Origin of the sequence: Tenacibaculum ascidiaceicola (assembly GCF_047470925.1) — a bacterium.
Taxonomy (GTDB): Bacteria; Bacteroidota; Bacteroidia; order Flavobacteriales; family Flavobacteriaceae; genus Polaribacter; species Polaribacter discolor.
Map to the genome: position 1 here is coordinate 21,985 of NZ_JAZKJP010000009.1, position 23,086 is coordinate 45,070.

Annotated in this window: 16 protein-coding genes; all 16 read right to left on the reverse strand. The window is 29.7% G+C overall.

Annotation, left to right across the window (positions count from 1 at the left end; translation table 11 throughout):
* Complete coding sequence (locus VBY68_RS09710) at positions 1-4,473, reverse strand: AAA domain-containing protein (RefSeq protein ID WP_415269596.1); 4,473 nt, start codon at positions 4,471-4,473, stop codon at positions 1-3.
* 67 nt (positions 4,474-4,540) lie between these two features.
* On the reverse strand, positions 4,541-7,996 hold the full coding sequence (locus VBY68_RS09715; protein WP_415269597.1) for a DEAD/DEAH box helicase family protein: 3,456 nt from the start codon (positions 7,994-7,996) through the stop codon (positions 4,541-4,543).
* A gap of 50 nt (positions 7,997-8,046) precedes the next feature.
* Positions 8,047-8,607, reverse strand: coding sequence for a hypothetical protein (locus VBY68_RS09720; RefSeq protein WP_415269598.1), 561 nt, complete (start codon positions 8,605-8,607; stop codon positions 8,047-8,049).
* On the reverse strand, positions 8,607-9,815 hold the full coding sequence (locus VBY68_RS09725; RefSeq protein WP_415269599.1) for a PDDEXK-like family protein: 1,209 nt from the start codon (positions 9,813-9,815) through the stop codon (positions 8,607-8,609). Before VBY68_RS09725 ends, VBY68_RS09720 begins: the two co-directional genes overlap by 1 nt.
* A gap of 12 nt (positions 9,816-9,827) precedes the next feature.
* Positions 9,828-10,355: a hypothetical protein gene (locus VBY68_RS09730; protein WP_415269600.1), complete on the reverse strand. Its 528-nt coding sequence runs from the start codon at positions 10,353-10,355 to the stop codon at positions 9,828-9,830.
* A gap of 68 nt (positions 10,356-10,423) precedes the next feature.
* On the reverse strand, positions 10,424-11,530 hold the full coding sequence (locus VBY68_RS09735; protein WP_415269601.1) for a restriction endonuclease subunit S: 1,107 nt from the start codon (positions 11,528-11,530) through the stop codon (positions 10,424-10,426).
* On the reverse strand, positions 11,530-13,119 hold the full coding sequence (locus VBY68_RS09740; protein WP_415269602.1) for a type I restriction-modification system subunit M: 1,590 nt from the start codon (positions 13,117-13,119) through the stop codon (positions 11,530-11,532). The genes VBY68_RS09735 and VBY68_RS09740 overlap by 1 nt, the downstream gene beginning before the upstream one ends.
* Before the next feature lie 59 nt (positions 13,120-13,178).
* A complete protein-coding gene (locus VBY68_RS09745) occupies positions 13,179-14,186 on the reverse strand; it encodes a helix-turn-helix transcriptional regulator (protein ID WP_415269603.1) in 1,008 nt (335 codons plus the stop codon).
* 126 nt (positions 14,187-14,312) lie between these two features.
* Entirely contained in the window at positions 14,313-14,558 is a 246-nt protein-coding gene (locus VBY68_RS09750) for a hypothetical protein (protein WP_053056716.1), read from the reverse strand.
* A gap of 28 nt (positions 14,559-14,586) precedes the next feature.
* Positions 14,587-15,774 carry a leucine-rich repeat domain-containing protein gene (locus VBY68_RS09755; protein WP_053056715.1) on the reverse strand — a complete coding sequence of 396 codons (1,188 nt, stop codon included), beginning with the start codon at positions 15,772-15,774 and terminating at the stop codon, positions 14,587-14,589.
* 47 nt (positions 15,775-15,821) lie between these two features.
* Positions 15,822-16,844 carry a hypothetical protein gene (locus VBY68_RS09760; RefSeq protein ID WP_415269604.1) on the reverse strand — a complete coding sequence of 341 codons (1,023 nt, stop codon included), beginning with the start codon at positions 16,842-16,844 and terminating at the stop codon, positions 15,822-15,824.
* A gap of 113 nt (positions 16,845-16,957) precedes the next feature.
* Positions 16,958-18,256, reverse strand: coding sequence for a hypothetical protein (locus VBY68_RS09765; RefSeq protein ID WP_053056714.1), 1,299 nt, complete (start codon positions 18,254-18,256; stop codon positions 16,958-16,960).
* A gap of 246 nt (positions 18,257-18,502) precedes the next feature.
* Positions 18,503-19,216, reverse strand: a complete 714-nt coding sequence (locus tag VBY68_RS09770) for a hypothetical protein (RefSeq protein ID WP_415269605.1) — start codon at positions 19,214-19,216, stop codon at positions 18,503-18,505.
* A 150-nt stretch (positions 19,217-19,366) separates the two neighbouring features.
* Positions 19,367-20,710, reverse strand: coding sequence for a hypothetical protein (locus VBY68_RS09775; protein WP_047789753.1), 1,344 nt, complete (start codon positions 20,708-20,710; stop codon positions 19,367-19,369).
* A 143-nt stretch (positions 20,711-20,853) separates the two neighbouring features.
* On the reverse strand, positions 20,854-21,426 hold the full coding sequence (locus VBY68_RS09780; protein ID WP_053056713.1) for a HEPN domain-containing protein: 573 nt from the start codon (positions 21,424-21,426) through the stop codon (positions 20,854-20,856).
* A gap of 181 nt (positions 21,427-21,607) precedes the next feature.
* Positions 21,608-22,975: a Shedu anti-phage system protein SduA domain-containing protein gene (locus VBY68_RS09785; RefSeq protein ID WP_047789752.1), complete on the reverse strand. Its 1,368-nt coding sequence runs from the start codon at positions 22,973-22,975 to the stop codon at positions 21,608-21,610.
* Positions 22,976-23,086 lie beyond the last annotated feature (111 nt).

Genomic DNA, 23,086 nt, shown 5'->3' on the forward strand with positions numbered 1-23,086 from the left:
TTATTTTTTTATAGGTTCTAAGCTTACCTGTTTTTTATGTTCATTCATATTAACAATTCTCATAGGATATTCTTTGTCTCTAATAAAGTATTTTTGACTTTTTGAGGTGTCTTTATAAAAGCCATCGAAACCTTTATCTAATTTAAAAAAGTGTCCTGCATCAATACTTTTTTTGAATTTAACATTGATAACTTGTCCCTTACTATGTGATTTAAAAAACTTTAATTTGACAACCTCATTATTAAATGAAGACTTTTCTTTTGGAATTCGTTTTTTTCTTTTGAAAGGAGTTCTATGGTTCTTTGCATCTTCTAAATTAACAGAAACTCTTTTATTAGTTTTGTCAATCTTATCTATAATTAAATCATATTGGACTCCTTTTTCAAATTGATTAATTTGCTTTGGATCATACATAAAACAGTCAAATCCAAAATCAATTTGGAAAAAATGACCGTTATATATTGAAGTTTTATAAGTAGCCTGAATCTTATTTCCTTTCTTTTGCTCTCTCAAAAAGATTGCTTTTACAGGCTCTTTAGTCGTTAAGTAAATTGATTCTCTTTCTTGATTTATGAATTTAATAAACAGCTGATAATCTAGACCTTGTTCATATATATATTCTTTATTGTTATCTCTAAACATGGCTTCTAGTCCATTCTCTAAAATAAAAATATGACCTAGGTAATTGTCTTTTTCAAAGGTAGTTTTGTGACTACATATAACACGTTGCCCTTCTTTATAATCTCCTTTATTTACTTGAAATTTAGACTTTAGATTTGTGTAATCTGTTACATTTACAAAATTACCTACACTTTCTTCATTAGATAAGTTTACTAACTTTTTAAATAAATCAGTATAAGGAAACAGTTGATCGTAGTGTGATCTAGGGTCTTTTAAAGTAACTGAATTACCAATTAAGATTAATTTTTTCTTAGCTCTAGAAAAAGCAACATTAAGTCTTCTAGCGTCATCTAGAAAACCAACTTTTGTGTTTTTTTCTGATCTAGTAAAACTAAAAATGATTACATCGAATTCCATACCTTGAAAAGAATCTAAAGTAGAAACTTCAACTTGGTTATAGTTAGGGATGTTTGCTGATTTTAAGTGCTTTTTAATATTAGCTACTTGCGATTTATATGGTGCTACTACTGCAAATTGATCTGTATTAAGATTTGCTTCTAATAATTTAGGAATAACTAGTTGAGTAATACATTGAGCTTCCGTATCATTTTTCACAGAAACTCCTTCTTTAGATTCATAAGGGCTATATGCAGTTGATGTATCTATAAAAACTACTTGTTTGTCAAAAGGAGCAGGTAAGACTAATTTATTAAGAATAGTTTTTTCTCCCATTTTTACATTACCATTATAAAAAGCATCTGATATGAATTGTCCTATATCTGGATGCATTCTATGCTGGTAGTTAAGCAATTCGATATTGGTTTCAGGGAATCCTTCTTTGTCAATTCTATTAACTAAAAACTCAAAAAAAGAAGTTCTTAATGCGTGTTGAATTTCTTCATTTAAATATCTTTTACCAAACTTAGAGTTTGGGAAACTATCTTTTTCTTCGGGATCTAAGAGGCTACCATCGATATATGGAGGTAATTGCATTTGATCTCCAACTAAAATGACTTTTTTAGCCATAGATATAGCAGCGATTGACTCTGATAAATTAGCTTTTCCAGCTTCGTCAATAATTACAGTATCAAATTTAACATTGTAATCAGCTAAATCGCGATCTGTTCTGACTCTAATACATGTAGCAAATACAACATCTATAGAATTAAATAATAGAGATTGAACAAGTGCATTCTCTTCTTTAGATAAATTAAGTGCCCATTCACTTAAAATGTTTGGTAATAAAGAAGCTTGTTCTGAAGTTAAATTAATTAGAGAATCTATAAAATCTAAGTTTTGTTGAACTAACTGGGGCTTTAAATTATCATCGTATTTTTCAATCTCTTCTAAATAATTTATTAGTTGTTCTCTTTCAGGCAATCCATTGTTTTCAACATAATAATTTATTATCCTAATGTTAATTTCAATAAGTTCTTTATAGTGATTAGAATAAATATCTAATTGTCTATCCTTGTGAAAATTCCGTAAAGGAGGATTTACACGCTCTAGGTTTCCTAATCTTAAGAGAGATAATTCTTTAGTTTCGGCTAATTTTTCTAAAACATTGTCAACAGCAATATGTGTCTGACTTGTAACTAAAATCTTTTCATTGTTTTTTACAAGTTGCTGTACAATTTCTGCAATAACTGTTGTTTTACCAGTACCTGGTGGTCCTTGAATAAGAAATATGTTTTTATTACCAATAGCTTTTTTTACTGATGTTACTTGGTTATTAGAAGTATTCTTCTTTTCTGTTTCTTTTAACATTTTATTGAAAAAATCTACCTTAGGAATATCAGGAGGTAAGATTTTTTCTGGTTTTAATAATAACGATTCAATATGTTTTAATTCAATTTTTTTATTTAAAAAATCTTGTAATACTTTACGTTGAGCTCTAAACTGACTTACATTTATATCGGGTTCTAAATAAAATCCATTTTTTAATTCACTGATAGAGATATCTGAATTACTAAAATGAAGACGACTTTTATCATCTTTACTATCAAGTAAAGCTTTACTAAAGAATACTTTTTCTTCGTCACGACCTTTTTTTGTCGATTCTTTAACTATACGTAAGATTACTTTAAGTTTGTTTTCTTCAGTATTTGCTAATAAATCATCGAGATTCTCTTCTAATTCAATTGAAAATTGGCCCAAATCGCTTTTAATTCTAGTAAATTTTGAATCAATTCTTATTGACTTTTTTGAATTATCTTTTTTAATTTTATCTTCTTGGAACTCCAGAAAGCTATCGAAAATTTTTAATGATTCTCCCTCTTCAATTAATAAGGCTCCAGATTCTTCTCTCAGCCTATTTATAATATTAAAAGCTGTTGTTTTATAATCTAGTGTATTAAAAACGCTTTCATTTGTTTCTCCTAAAGGAAGATCTTGAAAAGGGGTTAAGAATTTTATACTTGAATTAAACAAAAAAGAACCATTCTTTAAACTTTTTTTTCTAAGTCTTGATTTGTTTTTATTTGTTCTTTGTATGGTTAGACTTAAAACAATAAAGTTAAAGTTCTCTATGTCTATAAAACCTGAAAGTTGAATTTCTTCATTAAATAATGTCCATGAAATTTTCTCAACATTCTCTTTCGTATATCTATTTATAGCTATCCAATACTTTTGTTCATTGAGGTACTTTATAGCTTTATCTATATCAGTATTGTTTTCAGATAAATGAGGTAAAAGTTTGTTTTTAAAATCACTTTCCCAAGCTGGTAAATTCATTTTAAATAGTATGAATAGCGGCCTAGGTATATTTATAGAATTAGAGAATAAGGCAGAATTATTTTCAAAAGCTTTTTCTATGAACTCAATTTCCTCTTTTTGTGAAAGGTCATAATAAATAGATTCTTTGAAGTTTTTTATTGAACTTAAAGCCTCTTCTTTAATTTTTTTCTCTACCTCATTAGATATCTTTTGATTTCTTTTTTCATTCTCGATTTCCTTTTTTAATGAATCGATTTCTTTCCTTTGTTTGAATAAAGAAATACTTAATGTTTGATTATCATTGTTTTTAGAGTTAACAATAAAATATTTTTTTTCTCCTTTTTTTAGTTTTTTATCATTAGAGTTTAATACACCAAAAAAGCCTATTTCTAGCTCTATTATTATTTTGTTAATTAATATTTCATATACCGTACCTTTTACCTTACTACCTGTTTTTAAGTTATTCCAATCATTAGTTTGATTTGGACGCGAAAGAAGATGTTTTCTACTAACTATAACTGGTTGATGCTTACTGTTTTTAATGACTACAACCTTAATATCATCTCCCTTTTTTAATGAATTTATAGTTTTCTCTGATCGTGTTATATTCCACGATAAATTTTCTAAAGGTAATAAAGCTTTTTTACCACCAAAGAAATTTACCAAGACAAGAGACGGATATATAATATCATATATTTTAGTTTCAATGGTATCACCTCTATTACCATTTTCATGGTCAACTTTTTTTGTTTGAGTAACGAGTGTTATATTTTCAAAATGTTGCTTTAGCACTAAATATTGCTCTTCAGTTATTTTAGTTGTTGGTCTTGCTTCAACCTCATAACCATATGATTTATAGATTTCAATTGTTTTATCTAAAGAAATATTTAATTCTCTTAAAACTTTATTCAAACGAAAAGTTTTCTTTACAGTTTCTGATTTGCTTGTTGTTTTAATATTTATTGCTCTAAATACCGAATGGTTTGTACCAACAACTTCATTCTCTACAATATCAAAATTAACCGAATCACCTATTTTCGGGTTTGGGTAGTCTTTAAGAAAAAAAGAGATTCTTTTATCGATGTCGTATTCTATAAATCCAAGATGCTTGGATATAATGATAACTTTTCCTTTCATTTTTTTAAGTTTAAGAATTAATATTGTATTTAATTCTTATTAGAAATATAAAACTATAATTTAATGTTTAGGCTAGGTCTAGTCCAGCATTAACATTTATTCTATCAATAATAGATACAACTTTTGTGATTTTTGAAGCATCATTATCAAACACTCCAATAATACCATTATCGTGAGTCTGATTAAAAGGAGGTTTTACCAATAAATTTTTATCTATAACACCATTTTGAGTTAAGAAATTAATTAAAGTATTGATGAACGTAATTTGAGCACTGTTTAAACTGTTTTCTTGAATAAAATTTGCAAATTCAGTATTAACGATAAAAGTATCTAATCCGATTATACTTCTAATGAATTTACCTAGTGAAACATTACCAAATTCATTTGTGTACTGGTCTTTAGTGCTATTTGTTTCTTCAAAAAGGAAAGATTCTAATAATTCTAGTTCTGCTTCAGTAATGGGAATATTTTTATGTAGTTTATCAATAACTAAATGCGACTTATTCTTTCTAATAAAAGTGGTAATTCTATCTTTATATGGTTGTAGTTTGGTGTAGTTTTCAAGAATGTTAACTTCTTCAACGTTAGAGTTGTCTAGTACGTCTTCAAAATCAGTATACACAATTTCAGTTTTATCTTTGTCTAAAAACTTTATTAACTCAATTAGTTCTTCTTTTATTGAGTTTAGAGTTGAAACATCAACAGTCTTCCAATATTCAATATCAATAATATTGTTAATCACGTTAATTTTATTAGCTACTGTTGGAATATTTCTCTTAGTGTAGAGTTGGTTACCTATATCAATAATTTTAGTTATATATGTTTCTTGTGTTTTTAATTGTAGTAATAAAGCTAATTGAAAACGGAGCATTAATAATTCAAAACGAATTTCTAATTCGTTTGTGTTTGTAGAGTTTGTTAAACTAGCTAAATCATTTAAAATTTCAGAAATATTTCCGACAGATAAATTGTCCCAATGCTCTCTATTTTGATATTTATCTACAGTTGCTTGTACTTTTCTTACTTCAAATCTTTCTGGGTTTAGGTTCGAAATTAAGGCGTGTAGTTCATTTGTATATTGTTTAGCTAAAGCGTCATCTTCATTAGTAGCATTATGGTAGTTTCTTATTGCTGTTACTAAGTTAAGTTTGGCTTCAAAAACTTGTGAAGAAACTGACTTTTGAACTTTATTTTGGTAACCTTCAGGGTTTGCCTCAAAAAACTCAATGTTTTTACAAATATCAAATATTAAAAAAAACTCTTTGTCTTTTCCTATTCCAAATATGTTAGGTCTTAATCGGGTTCCTCTACCTACCATTTGCCAGTATTTAGCATACGAGCGTACTTCTTTAAAAAAGATAAGATTCAAAACCTTAGGAGCATCTACACCAGTATCCATCATATCTACAGAAACTGCAATTTGAGGATATAAATCTTCTTTATCATCACAGAATTTTTCTAATAAGTCCTGAGCTTTACTTTCGTAATTATCAATAACACGTAAAAAGTTGCTATTGTATTGCGGGTAGTTTTTATAAAAACGTTCTTCAATAAAAACGGCATGCCTATGGTTTTTAGCAAATATTATAGTTTTTCCAATGCTATTACCTCCTTTAACTTTTAAACCATGGGTCATTAGATGGTCTAAAACAAGATCAACAGTTTTAGTATTGAAAAAGAATTTATTAATAGTACTTTTATCGATGGTAACATCAATCTCAGAATCAGATTGAATACCGAATTTTTCTTCAAATTTAGCTTTATCTTTTTCAGAGAGCTCACTATACTTAATTCCTTCTCTTATAAATTTGACAGGTACTTTATATGATTTTGGAGGAACTAAAAACCCTTGATTTACAGCATCGTTTAGTTCATAGGCAAAGGTTGGGTTATCGTCTTCTATCTTAAATAAGCTATACGTATTATAATCGATATCATTTTTAGGAGTTGCAGTTAGTCCTATCAATATAGCATCAAAATATTCAAAAATAGCTTGGTATTTTTGGTAAACAGAGCGGTGTGCTTCATCAATAATAATTAAATCGAAATGTCCAACACCATAAAAACGCCCATCTTCATTTTTTAAAGCATCAATTTTATTCATAATGGTAGGGTAGGTAGAAAATACCAGTCGAGTGCCATTATCTTCTTTTTCTTGTGTTAAATCAATACCACTTAAATTAGGTAAATGTTCTTTAAAAGCATTTTTTGCCTGTGTCACCAATGCATTTCTATCTGCTAAAAATAATACTCTTTTAGCCCACTTGTTTTTAGTTAGCATATCTACGATAGCACAAGCAGTTCTTGTTTTACCACTCCCTGTAGCCATTACTAACAAAGCTTCTCTATTTTTACCTGTTAAGTTTCCTTCGGGAGAAGTAGTTACTAATGCTTCAGCTACACGTTTTACAGCTTCTAGTTGATATGCTCTACCTGCTATATTTGTATTTACTTTGAAATTTCTGAGATCTTCGCGATTGTTACGTTGAAAAATAAGATACTCTAGTTCTTCTTTAGTGTAAAAACCATCTACTTCTCTAACATGATAAAAAGTATCATCCCACAAATAGGTTTGGTAGCCGTTGGTGTAAAAAATAATAGGACGTTGTCCATGCATTTGTTCTAAACAATCAGCATATAATTTGGCTTGATGTTTTCCTTTACTAGCTTCTTGTAAAGTACTCTTTGCTTCAATAACTGCTAGCGGTAAACCATTATCTCCCCAAAGCACGTAATCAGCATATCCAATTCCTGATTTATTAGTACTATGAGGCATCCCTGTTACAGGGTATTCAAGATCTCTACCTTCTTGTAGGTTTTGCCAACCTGCTTCTTCAAGTAAAACATCTATATATAGTTTACGAGTTTCGGCTTCAGGTGTAAGCTTAGGTATTTCTACATGCTCATTTACTGTAGTTTTTCTTTCTTCTTTTCTTTCTTGTAATTCTTTTTCTAAACGCTGAAGTTGCTGTTGTAAAAGCTCATTCTTAGCAGCAAGTTCTTGTTGATTTTCATGATCTGTTTGAAATCTTTTAATAATTTCTTCAGCAGCAGCTATTTTTTGTTCAAAATCTTTTTCAGAAATTTTAGAAGTAGCTGTATCAGGCAATGGTAGTAAAGCTTCTTCAAAAGATGAAATAGTAGGGTTTGCTTTACTATAGTACTTACTGATGTATACACAAAAGCTAAAAACACCTCTTAAAGCTGCTAACGATTGCCTATTGTCAACTTTTTTACCATGTGCCGCATTATTACCAATTTTACGAACTAAGTTAAGCTCCGTAAACATGCTCGGACGTACTGAGTTTCTAAAACTATCTTGATGCATTAAGCTACTCAAATTAGTGTCGTATGGTAGTATAAAGTCGGTGTCGTTATTGTACAACCATTTAACCCCTAATTCTAATACTGTACGACATTGTAAAGCACCAAATTTTGGTTCTTTAAATGTATATTCTTCAGCTTTAATAGCTTCGTGGTATAATTGCGGAAACTCGTTTTGTAAAAAAGAAAAGTTAGACATGCTAAGCAATTTATATTTTTCTATAAATATATAATTATAGTTTTAAAAAATTAGTACCTACATAAAATTGGAGTACCAAATTCTAAGCGCCATAAACTTTCTAGTTCTTTAGCAAATTCTAAGTAAAAGTTTTCAGCTATCCATTCTTCATTTTTTGAAGTAAAATTAACCAGGGTATCTAAATGTTTTGGGTCATCGAAATTAAAATAAGATATACCCCAATGGTCAAGGTTACTTCTTCGTTGTAGGTTTAAAGTTCCAGTTCTAAAGTCATTACAATTAATTTCTTGATTGATTCTTTCTCTTAGTCCAAAAGCAAAGGGTTTATGGTACCCACCAATACCATTGTAAACAATTGTAAAGTTGTTTTGTTTTATAGAGCAAACATTTTTAAGACCGTCTCTATTACTTACTAAAGAAAAAAAAGGAACTTCTTTGGTGTCTTTTCTAGTATCAATATTTTTTAATTGGTTGTTTTCTAAATCTGTCCAAAACCAATACAATCCACGCTGTTTGGTGTTTAAGAGTTTATGGGTTTTAAAACTTGCAATAGAGTTAAATGTGTTTTTTTGTTCTTGATTTATATAATGTAATAGTTCTTTAGTATTCATTATAAAAGTTCTTTAGTATTTGTTATAAACTCTATTACTTGTTTGCAGATTTTCTGAACGGTCTTTTCAAAAAATTGACTTGATGGTTTTCCTAATTTTTTTAAAAGCTCATTGTTAGAAAGGTTTATGTTGCCTTCAGAAGACGTTAATTTTTGAGCAACCACCCATCCAGTATTAACTTTTATAAAGCCATTGTCTTCAGTATTGTATTCTTTTAAAAAACCTGTTTTTCCCCATTTACTATCTAAAATTCCAATAAATAAATCTCCTTTTAAATTGCCTTTAGGACTCCCAGTAAAGGTTTCTAACCCGTAATGTTGCTCTATACTTCTTCCTTTTACAAAGATCCAAATTTGAGAAAAGACTCCTTTTTTAGCATCGCTACCTAATTTTATGTCGTAATGGCTATCATCTAATTTGTGTTTTAGTTCATTAAAAACAGCTAGTCTAAAATTTTCTTTAATATTTGTAATAGCATTGTGAAAATTCTCAGCTATGTATTCAGCTTCGTTTAAGTATTCTAAAATCATAGCATTGAGTTCTTGTGGTTCTTTTTCGTTCATAGTGTGCGTTAGTTTTTTTATAAGAATATTGTATTGTTTAATAGTTTCTCTCAAAATAGGTTGCTCTATAGCTTCTTTGGCACAAACGTTTAACCAATTAGTAATATCTGTTTTATAACTAAGATTAAAAAAATGCTCACCAGAATTTAAGTTTCCTTTACTAGCTTCATTAGGCTCATCTCCGTGTAAGGTTAGGTAATATACTGTGTTTTTAGATGAGTTATGATTAACGTAACGTTCTATTTGTACATTTTGATCGTTTGCATAAATCTTATTTTCTATACAAATAGTATTGCCATGAGCATCTTCAATATAGATATCGACACGACCTCCAACTTTGTCAATGTCATTACGTTTTCCTATGAATTTTTCTAGAGTAAGAGTAGCCGTAGTAAGATCAAAAGGTTTGTTATGCTGTACTTTTTCAAGAAATAGTTGTAAAAATGTATACCCCATAAGATGAGAACCCTTAGGATTTAGTAATTCACCCAAAAAAGCAGAGTGTGTTGCATTTTCTTTACTTTCCATGTTTAAGATAGAAAAGATATTAAAACGTTCTCCTTTTAATTTGGCAATTTCGTTGTGATGTTTTACAATTTTTCTTGTGTTTTTTAGTAGTGTTGATAGTTTTTCTTTTTCAATCATGTTAGCATTAATTTATGAGCAATAATTATCAATAATTTCTAAGATATGTTCTTCTGTATATTCATCTATTGAAGAAAGGTCTAACTCTGAAGCGAAATTGATAAGTAAATATTTTAATTGTTTTTCAATATCCTCTTCAAATCTTGTTTCTTTAGGATTGTATAATCTGTGTGCTAGTTCCCTACCAAATTCTGTGTCAAAAGCATCATAATCTTCAGGTGCTAAATCTTTAGCCTCGGCATTGTCAAAATAGTTCATGTATTCTTGGTTGAGTACCCAATAATGCAATGCTGTTTCTTCTTCTTTAGTTAATTGCTTTTGAAAATCCCATACCAATTCTAAGATGGTTAAATGTTCTTCTGGAGGTGGGATATCTCCATGATAAAAGCTTACCGTTTGTAGTAAGTCGGTGGGCTTGTTTGTATTGTTTTCAAAAGCAAATTGAGTAATTAATTTGCGTAATACTTTGTCTTTAGCAAAGGCTACTACTATATTGTTAATCTCTTTGGTTACTAATAATTGTTCACTGGCAGTAATCATTTCTTTTTCTTTTTTATTGTTGTTTTTTATTTGGAGATTGCATCACTCTTACTTCATTCGTAATAACGTTATAGCTCTCCTTTAAACGCTTTTTGTAATAGCACATTAAACAAATCTTCACTTTTTTGTAAGGCTTCTTGGGCTTGTTTTTTTTGTGCCTCGATTAAACCAACACGTTCGGCGAACTGGGTTTGGAGTTCAATTGGAGGTTTAACCATTTTAATTTTACTAAAAGAACCTTTACTTAACATTCTTTTCATTCCTTTTGAAGAGTGACTTTGTATATATTCTGTAGAATTTCTAAATAGATGATATAAAAATGTAGAGTTTACATTTTCATTAGGTTCTAAAGCATTTATTTGCTGATTAAAAGAAACTCTTCTGTCTGTTAACGCTGCTCTTCCAATGGATTTTATACTTCCTGCTATACAAGCAACCAAAAGCGAACCTTTCTCAACAAATCGAGCCGATTTTAACCCTTCTTCTGATAAATATTCTTTTGCTTTTGAAATATAAATATTAGACAATGTGATATTATCTGTTTTTATCCATTCAATAAAATTTGAAGAATAATTATCTTGGTTTTTTCTTGATGGAGTATTACCTGTAACTATTCTACCAAAACTAATTAATTCATTTTTCTCCCACCCTTTAGGATTGGTAACAGGATCTCCAAACATTTCTAAAAACAAGCTTTGGCTTAGTTGCTCATATTTTGTTATAAGCTGTTGGTTGAGTCGACGAAGTTTGTCTGCCTCGTCTAAAATTGCGGCAATACGTTTTTGCTCAGCTAATGGAGGGAGTAGGATTTTTATTTTTGAAAACTTAGAAATCCAATACCTTTTATGTTGTTCATTATTTATTTTTATAGTCTGTAACAAATAGAATAAAAACCTTATATCTGCTTTATCTTTTTCAGCTTTTAAAATTTTCATTGCCGATGATTTTACTTTAAAAGAAAAATCGACATACTTACTTGCTGTAGTAAAATCATCAAAAATAATTACTGGAGTTTTTGAAAAAATATTTTCAGTTTCATTAGTATAACCTAATAAGAAAGATTGTCCTGCTGTTAATACTGGTGTTTTAAAATCATCATTGTAATTAGTGTTCTCGACAATATACTTTGTAGGTTGTTCATACTTTAAAACCTCTCCAAGTTCAACTAACTCCATTACTCCATCATTTTTTGAAGATTCAACATGGTTTTATTGCGTTGCGCATCCAACTCTTTTATTTGTTGTAATAATTCACTAGGTGCTTCATATTCTATTTCTTCGTACACAATTTCTTTGTAGCGGTTTATAGATAAGTCCCAGTCGTTGTTTATAATGTCTTGTTTGGGTACTACAAAAGATTGTTGGGTGCGGTCTGTGTAAGACTTCTCGACTGCGCTCAAAGTGACAGAAGAGTTTAGTATTTTATCAGCATCTAATAAAATTTGCGGGATGTCACATTTGCCTTTTACTTCATTAACGATATTTTCTGGTTCAGTAAAACATTGTTCAAAAGTAGCTTCATCTACTAACAAATTACGTTTGTCGTCTAAACTCAACCCGTCTGCTTTCATATCGTAAAACCAAACTTTGTCTGTACCTCCAGAGTTGGTTTTGGTAAAGATTAAAATAGCAGTACTAACCCCTGCATAGGGTTTAAAAACCCCAGAAGGCATAGAAATAACTGCTTGTAGTTGTTGGTTTTCTACCAGTTCTTTACGTATGCTTTTATGAGCGTTAGAGCTACCAAATAATACACCATCAGGTATAATTACAGCGGCTCTACCACCAGTTTTTAGCATACGTAACATCAACGCTAAAAATAGGAGTTCGGTTTTTTTAGTTTTGGTAACTTTTAGTAAGCTACTTTCTACTTCGTCGTAATCTAAACTTCCTTTAAAAGGTGGGTTCGCAAGAATTAAAGAAAATTGTTCGTTGATATCTCCGTTGCTTTCACTTAATGCGTCTTTACCTATAAGGCTAGGGTTGTCTAACCCATGCAGTTGCATGTTCATTGCACCAATACGCAACATGGTAGGGTCAAACTCAATACCGTTAAACATGGTATTGTGAAAATGTTTACGGAAATCTTCTTCTAAAAACCAATCTTGGTGTTTATCATAAATATATTCACCAACAGTAACCAAGAAACCTGCAGTACCACTTGAAGGATCACAAATAATATCTTCTTTTTTAGGTTGCATAATTTCTACCATCATACGGATAATGTGGCGAGGTGTACGGAATTGTCCGTTAGTACCCGCCTCGGCAATTTTAGAGAGCATATATTCGTATAAATCACCTTTAGCATCACGATTGTCTAAATCTATTTTATCGATTTGCTGTACTACTTTATCAAGTAATTTAGGTGATTGAATCATAAAGATGGCTCCTTTCATGTACTGTGCAAATACGCCACCTTTTTTACCAATACTCTTCATAAAGTCGAAGGCGGTTAAATTGTCTAGGTCTTTTTGAGGTCTGGTAAATAATTCAAACATCTTTTCAGGTTCTAACTCTTTAAAATGTTTCCAACGAAACACCTCATATTTTTTAGCGTAAATTTCGTTTTCTAACGGAATGCCTAAAAGATTGGCAGATTCTTCTGCTTTGGTTTGTCTTGCGTCTAGTTGACGTAAAAATATAAGGTAGGTAAATTGTTCGATAACCGTTAAGGGGTTTGAGATCCCACCTGTCCAGAAATCGTTCCAGATTTTGTCAATTTTACTTTTTAATTCTCCTGTAATCATTTCTTCATGTAATTTCATAACTGTACAATTTTTAGATACCTTACAAAGGTATGTTTAAACTGTGCAGTGGTTGTGCATTAATAATGTGTTAACTGTTCCTGGATACGTTTTTTAAGTTTATTTTTTAAGAGCGCAGGATTCATAACCCTGAGGTCTTCTCCGAAAGAAAGAAGTAATTTTTCTAGTTCGTAATTAGGAATTACTTCTATAGAAAAACAATATCCTTTTTCGGTTTCTTCAATTCTTTTTTGACTGCCGTGCAAAGGTTTTGTTTTTATGTACGGAGCTAGTTTTGGTTTGGCTAGTAATTCTATAAGTATTGGCTGCTCATTTATAGGTTTAGTAACCCCAATACAATCTTCAAAATACTCGTCAAAATTAGTTTGTAAGCTAATATCATAATTAGCAGAAGAGAACTCAATAGTATTGATTCTATCTAAAGCTAAATTGGTAATGCTATTTATGTTCTTTTGCTTTCCTAATAAAAACCAACGATTGTTGTACTGTTTTAAATGATAGGGTGAAAAGGTTAAGGTAATAGCTTCATCTCTTTGAAAAGAGGTGTATGTTATTAATAAAGCTTGTTTATTTTTAATAGCGCTAAACAAAGGAGTAATAAATTCTTTACCTTTTAAATATTCATTGTTGTCAAAGCTAATAATGTAGTCTTCTTGTCCTTTTAAATGAAAGGTTTTGTTCAATTTAGGAATCAATTCATTTATCCATTCAAATTGAGGCAGACCTTTAAAACGACTCAACACCAACATAGCTGATTTTATTTGTTCAGCTTCAATTTCAGTTATGGGTTGTTTGTTTATAGAGTAGTTTTTGTCAGCATAACCATAGTAAGCTCGTCTACCATCTTTTATTTTCTCTAACTCAATACCCCATCCTTGGTTAGACTCCATAAACTTGATGTCTTCATATAGTTGACGTTTTTTTATTCCTTCAGATGAAGGGTTGATATCAGTCAATGCATTATTACAAGCTTCAAGTAAATCTTCTATATAAAAACGTTTTCCAAAATTTTGAAAACACCGATCTAGTGTTTGATATCTAATAATGGCATTTTTATTTGTAGACATAGCTATTTAATTAGGTGGGTAAACTTAAAAAAATATGTGCATATGTACTGCATAGGTAAGTGTTAATCTTATAAGTATTTTAAACTTTAGTTGATTAGAAGTGATTTAAGTTTTGTTTAAGAGGTATTATTCCTCCTTAATAGAATTAAGGGAAACCCAAAATAATTTTATTTCTAATTTTTTTAAGGCAGGTATAATTTCGTCTACAACCTTTCTATGTTCATAATTGTCAGGTAAAGCAATAGCTACTTTTGTATTATTTCCATTAGGTTTATTTGAAATGACTTTCATTGTTGCTAAAAGAGCAACAGATACGTGAGACTTAATTTGATTTCGATTAAAGGGAAGTCCGAATCTTTTGTTGTTTTTCATTTTCTATTACACTTAGAACTTGATAGAATTAATCAACCTTAAGGTATTTTAAGTAAGCACTAAGAGTAGTTGTTTTATATTTCTTTTTTAAGTTAGTTGAATCGATAGGGTTATTATAGTAACCAAAGTATTTTAAGGATTCGATATCTATTATAGATAGTGGTATAGTGGTAACTTTATTATTTCCGATATCTAAATACTCTAGTTTTTTTAAGTTGCCAATGTTTTCTGGTATAGATATTAAGTAATTATCTCGTAATGATATGTAGTTTATATTTTCTAGGTTGATTAGAGATTCTGGTAACTGTTCTAGTTTGTTGTATTCTAGTTCTAATTTCTTTAGTTTTTTTAAGTTACCAATATCTCTGGGTATTTTTTGTAATCTATTCCTTGTAACTTGAAGACTTTCTAGATTTTCTAATTTAGATAGAGAATTAGGAAGAGAATCAAAACGATTTTGATTTAATATAAGAGTTTTTAGATTGACCAGCTGACCAAAACTTTCGGGTAAACTACTTATAGGGTTTCCAACGCTCCAGAAAACTTTTAAGTTTTTTAATTTCCCAATACACTCAGGGATCTCTTTAATTTTTGTTCCCGTAAAAGTTAAGTCTTCTAATTTATTTAAGCTACATAAACAATCAGGAAATCTATCAATTGGGTTTCCAGAAAATCCTAGAATTTTTAAATTCTGAAGTTTGTCAAAGTTTTCAGGTATCAGAGTAATATTGTTCTCGCCTATACTTAGAGATTCTAAACTTTTTAATGATAAGATAACTTTAAAAATATCGTTAGTAAGCTCATTAGAATGTAAACGAAGTTCTTTCAAGTTTTTTAACTTAGACATTTCTTTAGGGAGAGAAGAGATTTTATTATAGTTTAAATCTAAAAGCTCTAATTTTTTTAGTTTCAATATATCAGACGGAATGTGTTTTATATTATTTGTGTTTAAATAAAGTTCTCGTAAGTTTTTAAATTTAAATACTTCATCAGGGATTTTGTCTAAACTATTGTAATTTAATTTTAGGAACTCTACTTTATTAGGTTGTTTAGAAGCTTCTTCTATTGATGAGAATACTTTAGTTTCTTCTTTTGTAGATGATTTTTTGGGTTGAACTAGAAGTTCTATTTCGTCATTTTCTTTAGCATCATTTTTAGTTTTTATTTCACAACTAGAAAAGGTAAGTATTAAAAGTGTAAGTAAAAAAAGTCTCATAAAGCTATGTAGTTTTTGTAAAATTATGACTAACAGTTTGTCTATGTTTATTCTTGGTCAAAAGAGTACAGCTCCTCTTTTCCGTCTTTATTTTTAACAGTAATTTTTCCTAGGTTATCCCTTTCAATTCCGTAAAATTCAAAAGGAATTAGAATTTTGTTGTTTGAGCTAACAAGCCCCCATTTATTATTTGAATCCTTAACAGCATAAGAATCAGTGAAAATTGCTTTTTTAGTTTTATTAGAAAATTCAGGGTGTGGTACTAATTTCCAACTTGTAAAAGGATCAATATCTAAATACTTACAAGGAATATCCCATTTCTTTAAATACATATTGTACATACCTACTTTACCATTTTTTTTAAGCCATATTTTATAGCCGTAAGCTAGGCGTCTTTTGCCGTGATAAACTTCTTCTTTAATAACAATTCCATCAAAATCACTAACAAGAACTCTTTTATTAGCCGCATCAAATATTGATTTTACACCACTTATATCTTTAATTAAAAAATAGTCGTCAATAATATGAGAAATTAATGTTTTATTGGGATCTAAAATTATTTCTCCTTTGTTATTCAAGAGCCCATCAAACATTTTGTTTTCAGTATCATTTTGAAACACAATGTAATCAAATTCTTTAGATGAAATAAAGCTAAATACACGTACTTGGTGTGTAGCCAAATAAGCATTAGGAAATTTATTTAAATCAGTTTTAACTTCTTCTCCATTAAACTTTAAAGCTTTTAAGTTTTTAATATATCTGGTACTTTTTTTTCCATAGTCATTTCTTCCTTCGACTCTATCACCAGTTAAAAAGAAGCCACCTCTTGTGATACTTGTAGCAAAACTAAGTTTTTTTGTTTTTTCAAAATTCTTATTAACAAAAAAATACTTTTTTTTGTCATACACCTTGAGATAACCATTGTCGAAAGATAAAGAGTTATACTTTTTGAATTTTTTCTTAAATTCTTTTGGGACACTTTCTATTATTGATTTATTTAAAAATTCGTATTTTTCTTGTGCAAATAAGGTAGATGTAATTAATAATAATATAATTGTTAATTTTTTCATTTTTTTTAAGGTTTATAAGGGATAATTATATTTAAAAAGTTTATTAGATATTAGAGTTTTTATATGAAATATTGTGTTTCGGATTTTTAGGGCATATGAGCATAAACAAAATATTATTTCTCTTTTAATTTATAAATCAAAATATTTACATCATATTTATTTGAAACATTCGGAGTAAGGTAAGGGTCAGAATTTCCAATAATTATAAATGAATTGTCATTAGTTTCTATAAAGGAATTTGCATAATCGTCATCTTTACCTCCTAATGTTTTTTCCCAAATTAATAATCCATTTTGATCTATTTTAATTATCCAAAAATCTCCTTGCTCATTTTTGCTTTTTATATCTCCATCTGTAGAGTTAGTATAACCAGAAGCTATAAACCCTCCATCTTTTATTTGCTTTACAAAAGATAAATAATCATTGTCGTTTCCGCCATAGATGTTTTCCCATTCTATTTTTCCGAATTTATCTAGTTTTAAAATCCAAAAATTATTATACTTTTTATCTTTTTTTATTTCTCCAATTTTAGAAGAAGTAGAAGCCCCTACAATATATCCTCCATCTTTAGTTGGAGAAATTGATTTAAAATTGTCGTACTCTGAGCCTCCAAAGCTACGTTCCCATTTAATTACTCCATTTTTATCTAGTTTAACAATCCATAAATCACTATAGCCATTATTCTTTTTTAGATCTCCATCTGATGATTCTGAATGTCCACCAATGATAAATTCACCATCTTTTAATTGATGAACCATGAGAGCGTCATCATAAGCTGAACCTCCTAAATTCTTTTGCCAAACAATATCTCCTATTTTATTTAGCTTTAAAATCCAGTAATCATTTCCTTTTTTATTGTTTAAAATATCACCATTATTTGATACAGATTCACCAACTAAAATATATCCTCCGTCGTTTGTAGGTTTTATTGAGTTTGCATAATCATGATCTGAGCCTCCAAAAGTCTTTTCCCATTCTAACTCTCCGTCTTTTGTCAATTTCAAAATCCAATAATCAAAACGTCCATTATTAACTTTAACGTCTCCATTTTTGGATTCAGTGGATCCACAAACAATATATCCTCCATCATTGGTTTTTGATATGTCTGTCGCAAAGTCGGCTCCAGACCCTCCGAAAGTTTTTACCCATTGGGTTTTTCCAGAACTGTTTATTTTAAATATTAAAAGATCACTATCACCTTTATTTGATTTAATGTTTCCGTCAGAAGAGCTTGTTTGACCGATAACGATATAGTTGTTATCATTGGTTTGAATGATACGTGAAGCACGATCAGATTTTGATCCTCCAAAATTTATTGACCACTCAACTTCTAAAGAATTTTTTTGTGTTGATTTACATGCCGTAATAAGAAAAATGGCAATAAGGATAAGGATGTTACTTTTTTTACGCATAAATAAGTTTTGGGTTGTTTTTTCTTTTATAATGGAGTAAATAGAATACTATTCCTTTGTATATGTGATTTTTGAGTATAGCAGTTTCTTAAATAAAAAAGAAGTTTAACATAGCGAATTAATTGGTATAAATATATAAAAATATAATTCTATTTTTATATAATATTATAAAGAGCCGCACAACGACAAGGAAAGGGGTGTAGATTGTTTTATAGTTAAGTACTTAGACTAGCAATTCTAGGTATATTAAGAGTTACTCGAATCTGCCAGAATAGAGGTTTGTTGTAAAACGTTTTTATTTACTTCATTTTCTATTAGAGACTTAAATTTTTTCATTCCGTGTTCATGCTTTTTACTATGCCAATACCGACCACCTGTTCCAGGATGACATACAAAATCATATTTGACTCCTGATTCCGATTTTGGGATTTTCCATCTTAATTTGTCCCAAGATAGTTTTGATACAAAAATTACTAAATCAGGCTCGATGATTTTAATAACGGCATTAATAGTTTTTGCTCCAATTTTATAGTCGATTGGTTTACAGAAATTTTTTATTGAATCTCCAGTTTCTGGAGCTGGTCTTTGAAACCCATTCATAAACGCTACGTTTGTCATAGCTCTACATTCCTTAACGTTCATAAATTCAGTCATTCGATTATTCAATTCTCTAAAAATCATATGTCCAGCAGATTTCCAATTCCCTTTCAATATATTTCTCGTATTTATCCAAGCAATTTCTTCATTGGATAAATCAGATTGTATAGAGTTATACCAATTTTCTGGATTCTTGCTTATTGTTGAATTTGGTGGTAAATAATGGCTTTCTGCAACCAGTAATATTTTATTTGCATTGTTTCTACCATAATTTTTCCCGATAAAAGGTCGCATTGAAGGAAACTTTCGATAATGATCAATTTCATTTAGTTTGCTGTCAAAAAGTTCTGTTGATTCATTCATGGTTTGGTTGGTTAGTCAAAATATTTCACGAACAAGTATATACAAATGTGGGGGGTTATGGGCTTCAAACCTATCATACATGATAATTTAAAACAGGATACAACCCACGAGCTTACAATTATCTTGCCCATTTATATACTGTTACCAGCTTTATTTTAAATTATACTCTTTAAAAATCTGTTTATAGAATGAAAGAGAAGAGGTTAGGTCAAAGATATCATTATTATGAATCTTGCGACGATGTTCAATTTTCACTCTATTAAAAATCAATTCTTGATGTACCCCAAATGGAAGAACCGATTCTACACGATCTTCGGTTAGTTGGTTAAAAAGTATATTAAAATCAGGACAGCCAAGTGCTTTTGTAACATAACCATTACTTTCTAAATTATCTTTAATCTCATTGTACACATAATTAATATTAATACCGACCTCATTATCTGCAAAATTGGCAATACTCAAAAAATCTTTATTCCAACCATTTGGCATTAAATCAAAGAAGTTTAAATCTTCAATTTTAACATCATCTGGAACTTTTTTTTGTTTTGGATAAAACTCTTTTATTTCATCTGTTAAAAAATCTATATCTACATATTCAAAATCTACAATACTTGCAGTTTTAGCTAATGCCTCATAATATTTTTTCTCACCACTATGCTTTACAAACTCTAAAGACAATTTTTTATGTAAATATGCTTTGTATGGATTAAAAATACATAATGTAAAACCATATGGATACATCATTCCCTCTTCGGCTTCATGAAAGATAACAAACCCATTTATATTCAATTTGCTACAGATTGAAGTTATATAACTTTTTAGTCCTTTTTTTGAGTTGACTTCATTTTGCAAATAAATATCAAATGCATCAAAGCAATCATATGAAAACAAATTCAAACACTCAATTTCAGTTATCTCATTGATAGGATTATAGCATTCCAGTTTTATTGATGTCAAATCGTTGTTTTGAATATATAGTTTTAGGGGAGATACTAATATATTCTGCCAAATCAATATATATTCAACTGCTGACTTTGGCGTAGTTCGCCATTCTGGTGAAATAGGAATCCATAGAGTTTCTAGATTTGAAAGTCCTCGAAATCTATTTTGAAGTCCTTGAGTATAAGCACTTAATTCAGAAACCGCTTCTCTTTCTGAAACATTGTTAATTTTCAATTCTATTAAGGCAGTACAGAAATTTACATCATTATGAGCAATTAAATCAACTGACGGTTGTTTACCTCTCTTTCCTGTTTTGAGAAGAGGATACTCCTTAGCTATCAATTTCAAATTATTTAACATTGAAAATGATACTTTTAACCTTTTTATTGCTGAAAATTTAATTAAGTCAGATATGAGAATTTTATCTCCATTCGAATATATATTGTTTTGCTGTTGTTCAAGCTCATTTGTAAAATCGTCATAATTTGAAATATATGACTGGAACTCGTCAAAATGAGACTCAATATATTCTTGTAGTTCTAACTCTGTCATTTTGTGTCATTTTATTGTAGCGATGTCGATTCTTTTATTGCTGGTAACGTTTCGCGTGCCGTTGTTTCCGCAGGTTAGTTGTTTAGTGTTCTGTTGTTCAAATTATCACTTCCGCATCCAGCCGAGCCAAACCACGGCATGTGCTATGACCTGCTGTTGGGTGTAGTTACTTTTATTTCTTTTACTTTTGATTCAAGCTGTTTACTTGCTTCAAATAAATGTTTCATGAAATCAAAATTTTCTTTCAATTTTAATTTCTTTTCGGAATAACCTGTATGAGCAATTTTATGTCTAATCTTTAATATTTTATTTATTCTATCTTTTGCCTTCTCCGAATTCATTCCTTCAAACTCTAATGTACTAGTAACCCCTTCTATTCCTAATACATTTTTAAATATTTTGTCAATGTTTTTAGTATTAGGAGTATTAAATATTTTTAAATTTCTCTTAAGTTTAAACTTTAAATTCTTTGCTGTGTTAGGATCTGAGTTGCTTTTAATATATTCATCTACTGCATATTTCAAAAGATCTTCTACAAATACCTGCCAAACAGCCACAAGATTTATGATATATGATTGTAAAAGGTAATGAGTTTTTAAATTCATTTTAACTACGTCAGATTGCTTCTCTAAGTCTTTGATTATTAGTTGCGAGAATTTGATGTTAGCTAATTTCTTGCTAAATTTCTGAGATGGGGTTTTTGTTAAGTCTATCATTTTTTGTTTTTCTTTTAATCAAATTTATCAGTAAAGTTACACCTAACGGTAAATTGTATGAGTAGTGGCAGATTGCGTGGTAGTTTCCTGTTAAATCGTTACGCTGTTTGAGCGGGCTACAAACTTTGATATTTAGCACTTTCCCTGCCATTACTTATACAAAATGTTGTGCGTATGTGCTTTATTCTTCTTTCAATATTTCAAGTCTCGTTCTTGCGTGCTCTAAGAGTTCCGAATAGTTTAAAACCTTAATATTCTTGTATGAACTTTTTATTTCTTTATAAGCTCGTAATCCATCATCCCGATAATCAGATTCTGAAACTTTAGACCTCGTTTCCGCTGTTAATTTACTATAGTCCTTAGTTAGTGTTTCCCAAGAGCCTATTAAAATCAAAGCTGTCGGTCTAACAGATTCTATCAACATAGTTCCACCAACTTGTTCATTTATGTATTCTCTTATCTTTTTCCCTTCAATTTGATACTCATCATCGTTATCTTTAATAACTGCAGAAATATATCTTTCGGCTTGAGCCACTGCTATAGATAAACTTTTGGATGGGTAAAATTTTCCTCGACTACTATCATAATCTAAGATAGTTTCGTCTGTTCTTTTTAGCTCAACAACTTCTACATCACCTAAATGAGTTATTAAAATTAAATCAAACTGTGACCTTGACTGAGAGCCTGGTGTAATTACATATTTATCTGTATTTAATAAAGCAGGCACGCCAAATAAAGTAGATTGACCATAATCACTTAAAATCTTTTCAATTAAATGCTCTGGTCCTGTTATACTAGCCTTGCTATAACCAAAATTCTCATTACCAAAATCTTTAGCTTTTGATGAATTTAGTTCTGTATCTTCTAGCAACTTTTCAATAGTTTCAATCAACCATTTAACTTGCTTATTAATCTGACGTTCGATTATGACCTGATTTGTTTCGCCCGATTCAAGCTTATCAGATAGTGCAATAAGATCGGTTTTTGTAAGTTCTCCACTAGCAATCATTTCTTGAAGTAACAAAGAATAGTTCCTTCCGACTGATGCAACACTTATTGATAAGTTAAAATCAGTTCTCAAAAATGGTGCGATACGACTAGTGAATCTAGCTTTTTTATCTTTTCCTTCTTCCTTGTCAATATTCAATATTGTATCGTATAACTCCTTCGTGATTGATATTGATTTTCCTGTAATTTTATTTTCACTGGCTCCAATTGTTATTGAGTCAAAAAGCGTAGTACTTACATTTCTGAATAAGTCGATAACTTTTCTAGCACCAAAAGGCGGATTAATTGGGTTTGAGCCAAGAATCTCTAGGTTATTATGATTTAAAGGAATTTTAACTGTAAAGTATTCGTCAATTAAGTCCTCTATTTTACTCGGATAATATCTGCGTTTAGAGTACTTAATCAATCGGGAAGAATATTCAAGAAGGATTTTATTTCGAACCTTTATTTTCTTATTCTGCTCAACTATTTCTGGTTCTGCAGTTAACTTATTTAGTTTAGTTTGTAATTTTTCTATGGGTGATTTTTTATATCTAGCCATATTATTTCATTTAGGTTCTTATTGTTCTCTGCTCACTCGGTCTTGGCATTTCGCACAACTTGTTATATGCAAACAAATAGTTTGTTTATCTAGTTTATATTTTGAGATAAG

Excerpts from the sequence above, each read along its gene's own strand:
- VBY68_RS09780 (WP_053056713.1), bottom strand. The coding sequence starts at position 21,426 with ATGATAGACTTAACAAAAACCCCATCTCAGAAATTTAGCAAGAAATTA.
- VBY68_RS09775 (WP_047789753.1), bottom strand. The coding sequence starts at position 20,710 with ATGACAGAGTTAGAACTACAAGAATATATTGAGTCTCATTTTGACGAG.
- VBY68_RS09710 (WP_415269596.1), bottom strand. The coding sequence starts at position 4,473 with ATGAAAGGAAAAGTTATCATTATATCCAAGCATCTTGGATTTATAGAA.
- VBY68_RS09720 (WP_415269598.1), bottom strand. The coding sequence starts at position 8,607 with ATGAATACTAAAGAACTATTACATTATATAAATCAAGAACAAAAAAAC.
- VBY68_RS09740 (WP_415269602.1), bottom strand. The coding sequence starts at position 13,119 with ATGAAATTACATGAAGAAATGATTACAGGAGAATTAAAAAGTAAAATT.
- VBY68_RS09755 (WP_053056715.1), bottom strand. The coding sequence starts at position 15,774 with ATGAGACTTTTTTTACTTACACTTTTAATACTTACCTTTTCTAGTTGT.
- VBY68_RS09725 (WP_415269599.1), bottom strand. The coding sequence starts at position 9,815 with ATGATTGAAAAAGAAAAACTATCAACACTACTAAAAAACACAAGAAAA.
- VBY68_RS09750 (WP_053056716.1), bottom strand. The coding sequence starts at position 14,558 with ATGAAAAACAACAAAAGATTCGGACTTCCCTTTAATCGAAATCAAATT.
- VBY68_RS09760 (WP_415269604.1), bottom strand. The coding sequence starts at position 16,844 with ATGAAAAAATTAACAATTATATTATTATTAATTACATCTACCTTATTT.
- VBY68_RS09715 (WP_415269597.1), bottom strand. The coding sequence starts at position 7,996 with ATGTCTAACTTTTCTTTTTTACAAAACGAGTTTCCGCAATTATACCAC.
- VBY68_RS09770 (WP_415269605.1), bottom strand. The coding sequence starts at position 19,216 with ATGAATGAATCAACAGAACTTTTTGACAGCAAACTAAATGAAATTGAT.
- VBY68_RS09765 (WP_053056714.1), bottom strand. The coding sequence starts at position 18,256 with ATGCGTAAAAAAAGTAACATCCTTATCCTTATTGCCATTTTTCTTATT.
- VBY68_RS09730 (WP_415269600.1), bottom strand. The coding sequence starts at position 10,355 with ATGATTACTGCCAGTGAACAATTATTAGTAACCAAAGAGATTAACAAT.
- VBY68_RS09785 (WP_047789752.1), bottom strand. The coding sequence starts at position 22,975 with ATGGCTAGATATAAAAAATCACCCATAGAAAAATTACAAACTAAACTA.
- VBY68_RS09745 (WP_415269603.1), bottom strand. The coding sequence starts at position 14,186 with ATGTCTACAAATAAAAATGCCATTATTAGATATCAAACACTAGATCGG.
- VBY68_RS09735 (WP_415269601.1), bottom strand. The coding sequence starts at position 11,530 with ATGGAGTTAGTTGAACTTGGAGAGGTTTTAAAGTATGAACAACCTACA.